This is a genomic window from Stenotrophomonas acidaminiphila (assembly GCF_001431595.1).
GTDB classification, from domain to species: Bacteria; Pseudomonadota; Gammaproteobacteria; order Xanthomonadales; family Xanthomonadaceae; genus Stenotrophomonas; species Stenotrophomonas acidaminiphila.
Genome location: NZ_LDJO01000006.1, coordinates 18,034 through 28,521 on the forward strand (window position 1 = coordinate 18,034; position 10,488 = coordinate 28,521).

Annotated in this window: 8 protein-coding genes; 7 read left to right on the plus strand and 1 reads right to left on the minus strand. The window is 69.7% G+C overall.

What is annotated here, in order from left to right; translation table 11 throughout:
• Positions 1-43: 43 nt before the first annotated feature.
• From dapB to recJ, 6 genes are all read left to right on the plus strand, one after another.
• Positions 44-772: a 4-hydroxy-tetrahydrodipicolinate reductase gene (dapB, locus tag ABB33_RS01220; RefSeq protein ID WP_056930847.1), complete on the plus strand. Its 729-nt coding sequence runs from the start codon at positions 44-46 to the stop codon at positions 770-772.
• A gap of 207 nt (positions 773-979) precedes the next feature.
• Positions 980-2,107: a glutamine-hydrolyzing carbamoyl-phosphate synthase small subunit gene (carA, locus tag ABB33_RS01225; RefSeq protein WP_056930848.1), complete on the plus strand. Its 1,128-nt coding sequence runs from the start codon at positions 980-982 to the stop codon at positions 2,105-2,107.
• 109 nt (positions 2,108-2,216) lie between these two features.
• A complete protein-coding gene (carB, locus tag ABB33_RS01230) occupies positions 2,217-5,459 on the plus strand; it encodes a carbamoyl-phosphate synthase large subunit (protein ID WP_054665992.1) in 3,243 nt (1,080 codons plus the stop codon).
• 8 nt (positions 5,460-5,467) lie between these two features.
• Positions 5,468-5,932, plus strand: coding sequence for a transcription elongation factor GreA (gene greA, locus ABB33_RS01235; RefSeq protein ID WP_461868115.1), 465 nt, complete (start codon positions 5,468-5,470; stop codon positions 5,930-5,932).
• A 246-nt stretch (positions 5,933-6,178) separates the two neighbouring features.
• Positions 6,179-7,108, plus strand: coding sequence for a hypothetical protein (locus tag ABB33_RS01240; RefSeq protein WP_056930849.1), 930 nt, complete (start codon positions 6,179-6,181; stop codon positions 7,106-7,108).
• A complete protein-coding gene (recJ, locus tag ABB33_RS01245) occupies positions 7,101-8,828 on the plus strand; it encodes a single-stranded-DNA-specific exonuclease RecJ (protein ID WP_056930850.1) in 1,728 nt (575 codons plus the stop codon). The genes ABB33_RS01240 and recJ overlap by 8 nt, the downstream gene beginning before the upstream one ends.
• A gap of 43 nt (positions 8,829-8,871) precedes the next feature.
• On the opposite strand, the gene ABB33_RS01250 is transcribed toward recJ, so the two are convergent.
• Entirely contained in the window at positions 8,872-10,062 is a 1,191-nt protein-coding gene (locus tag ABB33_RS01250; RefSeq protein ID WP_082594926.1) for an acyltransferase family protein, read from the minus strand.
• A 169-nt stretch (positions 10,063-10,231) separates the two neighbouring features.
• Between ABB33_RS01250 and ABB33_RS01255 the strand changes: the two genes are divergently transcribed.
• On the plus strand, positions 10,232-10,477 hold the full coding sequence (locus ABB33_RS01255) for a hypothetical protein (RefSeq protein WP_211260853.1): 246 nt from the start codon (positions 10,232-10,234) through the stop codon (positions 10,475-10,477).
• The last annotated feature ends 11 nt before the right edge of the window (positions 10,478-10,488 follow it).

The following is a 10,488-nucleotide window of genomic DNA, read 5'->3' on the forward strand; positions in this document are numbered from 1 at the left end:
CCGGCGCTTGCCCGGGCAGGCATGCTGCCGCTAGCCTGCGGGCATGAACCAGACTCCGCTGCGATTGCTCATACACGGCGCTTCCGGGCGCATGGGCCAGGCCCTGCTGCGGCTGGCCGCAGACGACCCTTCGCTGCAGGTGGTCGCCGCGGTGCTGCGCAAGGCGCCGGCACAGCGCGTGATCGATGGCGTGCCGCATTTTGCCGCCAGTGAAATGCCGGGCGCGCCCGAATTCGACGTGGCCATCGATTTCAGCCTTCCGGCCGGGTTCCATCCGGTGCTGGCGCTGTGCGTGGACCGTGGCACGGCGTTCGTTTCCGGTACCACCGGCATCGATGCGGCGCAGCAGGCGGCGCTGGCGGCCGCGGCGCAGCGCATCCCGCTGACCTGGGCGACCAATTTCAGCCTGGGCGTCGCGGTGCTGGCCGAGCTGGTGGAACGGGCCGCGGCGAGCCTGCCGGGCTGGGACTGCGACATCGTCGAGTCGCACCACGTGCACAAGAAGGACGCGCCGTCCGGGACCGCGCTGACGCTCGGGGAGTCGGCACTGCACGGTGGCGCCGAGCCGCGTTACGCCAGCCTGCGCGCCGGCGACATCATCGGCGAGCACCTGGTCCAGTTCACCGGGCTGGGCGAGCGGGTGGAGCTGGTGCATCGCGCCACCAACCGCGACATTTTCGCGCGCGGCGCCCTGCACGTGGCGCGGCAGCTGCACGGGCGCGCCGCCGGGCGCTATTCGGTGCGCGACCTGGTGGCGCCCGGCGCAAACTGAACAGGCGCCGGGGCGGGGCGCTGGAGGACGACGCGGCGGCGTACACGGCGCTGGCGCCGATGGCCCCCATGCCTTTACAATTCCCGCTCGCCGAATCACGTCAGCCGGACCGGTTTAACACCGCCGTCCGCGCTTTTTTGCAACCGGTTTTTGCCGTGAGCGCAGGCGTGGCTTCGGAGCCCCCTCGGTAGCCAAAGTGAGATTCCCGTGACCCAAGCCGCAATCCTCGTGCTCGAAGACGGCACCGTATTCGAGGGCGAATCCGTAGGCGCGCCCGGCCTGTCCGTGGGTGAGGTGGTGTTCAACACCGCCATGACCGGTTACCAGGAAATGCTGACCGATCCGTCCTACGCCCGGCAGATGATCACCCTGACGTACCCGCACATCGGCAACACCGGCACCACCGAACAGGACAACGAGGCGTCGCAGGTCTGGGCCGCGGGCCTGATCGTGCGCGACGTGCCGCGCCGTCCGAGCAGCTGGCGCAACCAGCTTTCGCTCCCGGACTGGCTGCAGCAGCGCGGCGTGGTCGCCATCGCCGGCATCGATACCCGCAAGCTCACCCGCATCCTGCGCGAGCGCGGCGCCCAGAACGGCGCGCTGATGGCCGGCCCCGGCCTTGACGTGGACAAGGCGCTGGAAGCGGCGCGCAAGTTCCCCGGGCTGAAGGGCATGGACCTGGCAAAGGTGGTCAGCACCGACAAGCCCTATGCCTGGCGCGAAGGCCAGCTGGACCTGGACCAGGGCCAGTTCGTCCAGGCCGAGCCGAAGTTCAAGGTCGTCGCCTACGATTTCGGGGTCAAGACCAACATCCTGCGCATGCTTGCCGAGCGCGGCTGCGACCTCACCGTGGTGCCGGCACAGACCCCGGCCGCCGAGGTGCTGGCGATGAACCCCGATGGTGTGTTCCTGTCCAACGGCCCGGGCGATCCGGAACCGTGCGACTACGCGATCGACGCGATCAGTACCTTCCTCGAGAAGAAGATCCCGACCTTCGGCATCTGCCTGGGCCACCAGCTGCTGGGCCTGGCCTCGGGCGCCAACACCATGAAGATGGGCCACGGCCACCACGGTGCCAACCATCCGGTGCAGGACATCGACAGCGGCCGGGTGATGATCACTTCGCAGAACCACGGCTTCGCCATCGACGAGGCCACGCTGCCGCCCGGCCTGCGTGTCACCCATCGCTCGCTGTTCGACCAGACCATCCAGGGCGTGGAGCGCACCGACGCGCCGGCGTTCTCCTTCCAGGGCCATCCGGAAGCCTCGCCTGGCCCGCACGACGTGGCACCGCTGTTCGATCGCTTCATCGCGATGATGGCCCAGGCCAACTGATCCAGCCGCCGGACCGGCCTCCCGTTCCGGCAAGGCCGCGACGGATGCGGCCATCCAGCGCACGTCTTCACTCACTGCGGCCCGCCGCAGCCCCCATGCGAGTACTGAAATGCCAAAGCGCACCGATCTAAAAACCATCCTGATCATCGGCGCCGGCCCGATCGTCATCGGCCAGGCCTGCGAGTTCGACTACTCCGGCGCGCAGGCGTGCAAGGCGCTGCGCGACGAGGGTTACCGCGTGGTGCTGGTCAACTCCAACCCGGCCACGATCATGACCGATCCGGAAATGGCCGACGCCGTCTACATCGAGCCGATCAACTGGCAGACCGTCGAGAAGATCATCGACAAGGAGCGCCCGGACGCGCTGCTGCCGACCATGGGCGGGCAGACCGCGCTGAACTGCGCGCTGGACCTGGCCGACCACGGCGTGCTGGAGAAGTACAACGTCGAGCTGATCGGCGCCAAGCGCGAGGCCATCCGCATGGCCGAGGACCGCGAGCTGTTCCGCGTGGCGATGCAGGAGATCGGCCTGGAGTGCCCGAAGGCCGCCGTCGCCCACACGCTGGAAGAGGCGCTGGAGATCCAGACCCGGGTCGGCTACCCGACCATCATCCGCCCGTCGTTCACCCTGGGCGGCAGCGGCGGCGGCATTGCCTACAACCGCGAAGAGCTGATCGAGATCGTCAACCGCGGCCTGGAACTGTCGCCGACCACCGAAGTGCTGGTCGAGGAGTCGGTGCTGGGCTGGAAGGAGTTCGAGATGGAAGTGGTCCGCGACACCGCGGACAACTGCATCATCGTCTGCTCGATCGAGAACCTGGACCCGATGGGCGTGCACACCGGTGACTCGATCACCGTGGCCCCGGCGCAGACCCTGACCGACAAGGAATACCAGCGCCTGCGCGACGCTTCGATCGCCGTGCTGCGCAAGATCGGGGTGGACACCGGCGGTTCCAACGTGCAGTTCGGCATCAGCCCGACCACCGGCCGGGTGGTGGTGATCGAGATGAACCCGCGCGTGTCGCGGTCCTCGGCGCTGGCCTCCAAGGCCACCGGCTTCCCGATCGCCAAGGTCGCCGCCAAGCTGGCGGTGGGCTACACCCTGGACGAACTGAAGAACGAGATCACCGGCGGCCTGACCCCGGCCTCGTTCGAGCCGTCGATCGACTACGTGGTCACCAAGATCCCGCGCTTCGCCTTCGAGAAGTTCCCGGCCGCCGACGCGCGCCTGACCACGCAGATGAAGTCGGTGGGCGAGGTGATGGCGATGGGCCGCACCTTCAAGGAATCGCTGCAGAAGGCGCTGCGCGGCCTGGAGACCGGCAAGATCGGCCTGGACCCGACCGGTCTGGACCTGGGCAGCGAGGACGACATCGCCACGCTCAAGCGCGAGCTGAAGGCGCCGGGGCCCGAGCGCCTGTTCTACGTCGGCGACGCCTTCCGTGCCGGCATGGGCGTTGACGATGTCTACGGCCTGTCCTGGATCGACCCGTGGTTCCTGGACCAGATCGAAGACATCATCGCCGACGAGAAGCAGGTGCGCGCCGAGGGCATCGACGCGCTGGACGGCAAGCGCCTGCGCGCGCTCAAGCGCGCCGGCTTCTCCGACGCGCGGCTGGCGCAGCTGACCGGCACCAACGAAGCGGCGATCCGCGCCCTGCGCCGCGCGCACAAGGTGCGCCCGGTGTACAAGCGGGTGGATTCGTGCGCCGCCGAGTTCGCCACCAGCACCGCCTACCTGTATTCGACCTACGAGGACGAGTGCGAGGCCAACCCGAGCGACCGCGACAAGATCATGATCCTCGGCGGCGGCCCGAACCGCATCGGCCAGGGCATCGAGTTCGACTACTGCTGCGTGCATGCCGCGCTCGCCCTGCGCGAGGACGGCTATGAAACCATCATGGTCAACTGCAACCCGGAGACCGTTTCCACCGACTACGACACCTCCGACCGCCTGTACTTCGAGCCGCTGACGCTGGAAGACGTGCTGGAGATCGTCGAGCTGGAGCAGCCCAAGGGCGTGATCGTGCAGTACGGCGGGCAGACCCCGCTCAAGCTGGCGCGCGCGCTGGAAGCCAACGGCGTGCCGGTGATCGGCACCTCGCCGGATTCCATCGACCTGGCCGAGGACCGCGAGCGGTTCCAGAAGCTGGTGCAGGAACTGGGCCTGAAGCAGCCGCCGAACCGTACCGCGCGCACCGCCGACGAGGCGCTGGTGCTGGCCCGCGAGATCGGCTACCCGCTGGTGGTGCGCCCGAGCTACGTGCTCGGTGGCCGCGCCATGGAGATCGTCTACGGCGAATCCGACCTGGCGCGCTACGTGCGCGATGCGGTCAAGGTTTCCAACGACTCGCCGGTGCTGCTGGACCACTTCCTCGACGCGGCGGTGGAAGCGGACGTGGACATCATCTGCGACAAGGACGGCAACGTCCTGATCGGCGGCGTGATGGAGCATATCGAGGAAGCCGGCGTGCATTCGGGCGATTCTTCCTGCTCGCTGCCGCCGTACTCGCTGTCGCCGGCCACCCAGGACGAGCTGCGCCGCCAGGTGCGCGAGCTGGCCAAGGCACTGAACGTGATCGGCCTGATGAACACCCAGTTCGCGATCCAGCCCGATGCCGACGGCAACGACGTGATCTTCCTGCTGGAAGTGAACCCGCGCGCCTCGCGCACCGTGCCCTTCGTGTCCAAGGCCACCGGCGTGCCGCTGGCCAAGATCGCCGCCCGCTGCATGGCCGGCATGAGCCTGGCCGAGCAGGGCGCGACCGGCGAAGTGGTTCCGGACTACTACTCGGTGAAGGAGGCGATCTTCCCGTTCGCCAAGTTCCAGGGCGTGGACCCGATTCTGGGGCCGGAGATGCGCTCCACCGGCGAGGTGATGGGCGTGGGCCGCAGCTTCAGCGCCGCGTTCGCGCGCGCGCAGGAGGCCGGCGGCATCAAGACCCCGCCTCTGGGCAAGGCCTTCATCTCGGTGCGCGATGCCGACAAGCCGCGCGTGCTGCCGGCGGTGCAGGGCCTGGTCGAGCGCGGCTATTCGGTGGTGGCCACCCGTGGCACCGCGGCCTGGCTGCAGCAGCAGGGCATTGCCTGCGAGGTGGTCAACAAGGTGGTCGAAGGCCGCCCGCACATCGTCGACAGCATCAAGAACGGCGAGATCGTCTACATCGTCAACACGACCGAAGGCCGTGCCGCGATCAACGACTCGTTCTCGATCCGCCGTGAGGCGCTGCAGCAGCGCGTCACCTATTCGACCACGGTGGCCGGCGCCAAGGCGCTGGTGCAATCGCTGGAATTCCGTGGCACCGGCCCGGTCTGGTCGCTGCAGGAACTGCACAAGGAGTTGAACGCATGAGAGCCCCCATTACCCTCAAGGGCGCGCAGCGGCTGCGCGAGGAGCTGGATCACCTGAAGACCGAAAAGCGTCCGAAGGTGATCGCGGCGATCGCCGAGGCGCGCGAGCACGGCGACCTCAAGGAGAACGCCGAGTACCATGCCGCGCGCGAGGAGCAGGGCTTCATCGAAGGCCGCATCAAGCAGTTGGAAGGCGAGCTGTCGCATGCCGAGATCATCGACATCAGCAAGCTCAATGCCGGCAGCCGCGTGGTGTTCGGCGCGACGGTGACGCTGGCCGACGTGGAGAGCGACGAGGAGAAGCGCTACCAGATCGTCGGCGACCTGGAAGCGGACATCAAACTGGGCCTGATCGCCATCTCCTCGCCGGTGGCGCGCGCACTGATCGGCAAGAACGAGGGCGACACCGTCGCCATCGCCGCGCCTGCCGGCCAGCGCGAGTACGAGATCGTCAGCGTCGAGTACCTCGATTGAGCCCGGCGGCGCGGGTCGTACCCCGCGCCATGCCTGCCGGCTGACGCACCTGCATGACCGCCGCCGCTCCGGCAGGGAGCGGTGGCCAGGGCGCCCGCCATCGGGCCGCGACCCCGGGAGCCGACGATGTTTGGCGGCCGATGGTTTCGCCCGTACCCTCGTCCATGCCATCCGGGCCGGCTGCGCCGCGTACCCCGGCATCCTGCCGGGGCGTTTGTTGCAGGCAACAGGACCGCAGAGCCTTCCATGACCCACGCCAAAGCCACCTTGCTGCTTCCCGCCCGCAGCCGCTTCCCGGGCGGTACCCTGCCGGCACCGGTGGCCAGCGCGCTTGGCCGCGCCGACCGCAGTACCGGCGCCGCCGGCGAGTCGGCGCAGCTGCGCCGGCATTTCCAGGTGCAGCCCGATGACTGGTCGGCTGCCGCGTTGACCCGCCAGGTCGACGCCGGCGATGCCGCCGGCAGCCTGTGGCTGCGCGCCGACCCGGCCAACGTGATGCCGGACATGCAGGGCGCGCGGTTGATGGCCTCGGCCGATAGCCTGCGCCTGGAGCCGGCCGATGCGGCCGCATTGCTGCCTGCGCTGCAACCGCTGTTCGCCGGGTTCGGCTTCCAGCTCGACGCGCCTTCGCCATCGCGCTGGTACCTGCGCCTGCCCGACGACACGCCGCTGCCTGCCTTCACCGCGCCCGACGCCGCGCTCGGCGACGACCTGTTCGAACACCTGCCCGAGGGCGACAACGGCCGCCAGTGGCGGGCGCTGCTGACCGAAGCCCAGGTGGTCCTGCACCAGCATCCGTGGAACCAGCAACGCGTCGCCGAGGGCCGGCGCGCGGTCAATTCGCTGTGGTTCTGGGGCGCCGGCCGCCTGCCGCAGTCGGTGCGGACCGGGCATGCCCAGGTCCGCAGCCGCGACGCCCTGCTGCAGGGGCTGGCGGCCATGGCCGGCGTGCGCATCGACGGCGACCAGACGGTCGATGCGCTGGTGGACCTGCGCCAGCTGCGGTCGCTGGAGCAGCTCACCCGCGATGCCATCGCGCCGCTGCTCGATGCCATCGGCCGTGGCGAACTGCGCGAACTGCAGCTCGATTTCGAGGACGGCACCTGCTACCGCATCCACCGTGGCCAGCGCTGGCGCTTCTGGAAGAAGCCGCTGGCGGCCCTGCACGATGCGTGATGCATTGAAGATCGTCCGCCGGCCCGAAGGCCCGGCCGGGCAGTGGGATGCGGCCACCCTGCCGCTGCTGCGTCGCATCTATGCCGCGCGCGGCGTGTGCAGCGCCGAGCAGGCGCAACCGAAGCTGGCGCAGCTGCATGCACCGGACCTGCTCGGCGGCATGCATGCCGCGGTGCAGCTGCTGGCCGCGGCGATCGCCTCCGGCCGGCGCATCCTGGTCGTCGGCGATTTCGACTGCGACGGCGCCACCGCGTGCGCGGTCGGCGTGCGCGGGTTGCGCCTGCTCGGCGCGCGCGACGTGGTGCATGCGGTGCCCAACCGCATGGTGCACGGCTACGGCCTGTCGCCGTCGCTGGTGGCCGAACTGGCCGCGCTGCAGCCGGACCTGCTGGTGACGGTGGACCATGGCATCGCCTGCCACGCCGGCGTGGCCGCGGCCAAGGCGCTGGGCTGGCAGGTGCTGGTGACCGACCACCACCTGCCCGGCGAGCAGTTGCCGGCGGCCGACGCCATCGTCGATCCGAACCTGGACGGCGACGCGTTCCCGAGCAAGGCGCTGGCCGGTGTCGGGGTGATCTTCTACGTGCTGATGGCGTTGCGCCGGCACCTGCGCGAGGCCGGCGCGTTCGCCGATGGCAAGGGTCCGGACCTGACCCCGCTGCTGGACCTGGTGGCGGTGGGTACCGTTGCCGATCTGGTGGCGCTGGACGACAACAACCGTGCCCTGGTCGCGGCCGGCCTGCGCCGGCTGCGCGCCGGCCAGGGCTGCGTCGGCCTGCGGGCGCTGATCGAGGCCAGCGGCCGTGATCCACGGCGGTTGGCCGCCAGCGATATCGGCTTCGCCCTGGGCCCGCGCCTGAACGCCGCCGGCCGGCTCGAGGACATGGCCCTGGGCATCGAACTGCTGTTGACCGAGGACCCGGCGCAGGCGCGCGAAATCGCCGCGTTGCTGGAAGAGATCAACGCCGAGCGCCGGGCGGTGCAGCAGACGATGACCGACGACGCCGAGCTGGCGGTGTCACGGGTACTGCTGGACGGCAATGGCGGGCATCCGGTCGCGGCCTGCCTGTTCGATGCACAGTGGCATCCCGGCGTGGTCGGGCTGGTGGCCTCGAAGATGAAGGACCGCCTGCATCGCCCGGTGATCGCCTTCGCCCCGGCCGAACCGGGGGCACAGGCGCTGCGCGGGTCGGCGCGCTCGATTCCGGGCTTCCACATCCGCGACGCCCTGGCCGCGGTGGATGCGCGGCACCCCGGGCTGATCGACCGTTTCGGTGGCCATGCCATGGCCGCGGGCCTGAGCCTGCCGCTGGCACGGCTGGAGGCGTTCCGCGCCGCGTTCGAACAGCAGGTGCTGGCGACGCTGGACCCGGCGCTGCTGCAGCAGCTGCTGCTCAGCGACGGCGAACTGTCCGTGGCCGAACTGGATTTCCGCCACGCCGAGGCGCTGCGGCTGGCCGGGCCATGGGGGCAGGGGTTCCCGGAACCGCTGTTCGATGGGCACTTCGAGGTGGCGCAATGGCGCGTGCTCAAGGAACGCCACCTGAAACTGGAACTGCGCCTGCCCGGCATGGCCGGTACCCTCAATGCCATCCACTTCGGCGGCTGGAGCGGCGTCGCCCCGGGCCGCCACGTGCACCTGGCCTACCGCCTGGTCGGTGACGATTACCGCGGTGGCGGCGCGATCCAGTTGATCGTGGAGCACTGCCAGGCGGCCTAGCGGCGGCCGCCATCCGCAGCGCGGATAGTGGCCGATGCCGCACTCAGCGGCGGCCATCGACCAGCGCCGGCACGGGCGGGGCAGGTGCCACGGGCCTGAGCCCGAACAGCGGCCGCAGCCAATCGACGCGCCGGATCACCGCGTAGGCGCCCAGGCACAGCGCGAAGGTCGCCACCACCAGCAGCACCGCCTCGGCCGTGGCGGGGATGTGCAGGGGCTTGAGCGCATGCGCCAGCACCACGATCACCGTCTGGTGGAGGATGTACAGCGGGAACACCGCCAGGCTCAGGTAGCGCAGCAGCGGACTGTCGACGTCGCGCCAGCGGTAGGCGAAGCCGAGCAGGGCGGCGATGGCGCACCACTGGTCCAGCGCCCAGGCCGCGCGCAGCCATTGGCGCAACGCTTCGGGTACCGGATGGGTCTCGTCATGGCCGGCGAAGTACCAGGTATGGACCAGCAGCGCATAACTGGCCGCCGCCAGCAGCAGCGCCGGCCAGCGCAGGCGCTGCAGGGACAGCCAGAAGCCTTCGTTGAAGGCCACCAGGAAGCCGATCAGGAACACGCTCGCGTACTGCGCGTGGTTGTACCAGTCGTCCACCAGGGCGTGGGTCTGCTCGAAGCGCGCGGCCAGCAGCAGGCGTGCCGCCGCCAGCAGCAGCACCGGCAGCAGCAGCGCGCCCCAGCCCTGCAGCAGGCGGGCGGTGCCGTCGCGCAGCGCCGCCAGGGCCGGTGCCGGCAGCAGCCACAGCAGCCAGGCCAGCAGCGTGTAGCACCACAGGTAGGGCAGGAACCACAGGTGGTTCCAGGTCGGCAGGATCAGGCACTTGCCGTCGCTGCCGCAGAAGCCCTGGTAGGCGCTCAGGTATTTGCCATAGAAATCCAGCCCGCCGCCGGAATAGCCGCCGGGCAGTTGTTCGACCACCTGCAGGTAAGCCTGCGGCGGCACGATCACCAGCATGCCGAACAGCAGCGGCAGCAGCAGCTGGCGCGAGCGCCGGCGCACGAATCCCGCGGCGCTGCCGCGCAGCATGAAGGCGGTGGCCACGCCGGAGATCAGGAACAGCAGTGACATCCGCCAGGGGCTGGTGAGCAGCATGAACGGTTCCGGCGTGGTGCTGGCCGCGGGGCTTTTCACATGCCAGCCCCAGCTTACGTAGTACATGCCCACGTGGTAGAGCACCAGCAGGCAGAAGGCGAAGACGCGGACCCGGTCCAGGTCGTGGCGGCGTTGCATCGTGGTTGCATCCGGTCGTGTCGGGAGGGGCGCCAGCCTTGCCGTGCCGGGCCCGCCGGGCCAGTGCGAGGGGACGGCCGGGGGGCGCGCAGGGACGAATGGTGGGCGCACGGGGACCGGCGGGACGGTGCCAGCGGCTAGAATGCGGCCGATGCGCGATGCCGAACCGATGCCATACGAACGTTATCTGCCATGGAAGCGCTGGGTCGAGATCGGCTTCTGGTTGGTGATGATCGGCGGCAACTGCCTCGGCAACAGCGTGGTCGCGCTGATGGACCTGCGTCGCCGCGGGTCGGATATCCCGGCATGGGAGCCCGCGCTGTGGGAAGCGAGCAGCGCGCTGATGTGGCTGCTGCTGATCCTGCCGGGCATGGCGTGGTTCACCCGCCGCCATCCGTTCCAGTGGGGCGGGTGAACCACGCCATG

What these genes read in the sequence shown, in the direction of transcription:
- ABB33_RS01250 (WP_082594926.1), bottom strand. Translation starts at nt 10,062, where the DNA reads ATGCAACGCCGCCACGACCTGGACCGGGTCCGCGTCTTCGCCTTCTGC.
- carB (WP_054665992.1), top strand. Translation starts at nt 2,217, where the DNA reads ATGCCAAAGCGCACCGATCTAAAAACCATCCTGATCATCGGCGCCGGC.
- recJ (WP_056930850.1), top strand. Translation starts at nt 7,101, where the DNA reads ATGCGTGATGCATTGAAGATCGTCCGCCGGCCCGAAGGCCCGGCCGGG.
- ABB33_RS01255 (WP_211260853.1), top strand. Translation starts at nt 10,232, where the DNA reads ATGCCATACGAACGTTATCTGCCATGGAAGCGCTGGGTCGAGATCGGC.
- ABB33_RS01240 (WP_056930849.1), top strand. Translation starts at nt 6,179, where the DNA reads ATGACCCACGCCAAAGCCACCTTGCTGCTTCCCGCCCGCAGCCGCTTC.
- dapB (WP_056930847.1), top strand. Translation starts at nt 44, where the DNA reads ATGAACCAGACTCCGCTGCGATTGCTCATACACGGCGCTTCCGGGCGC.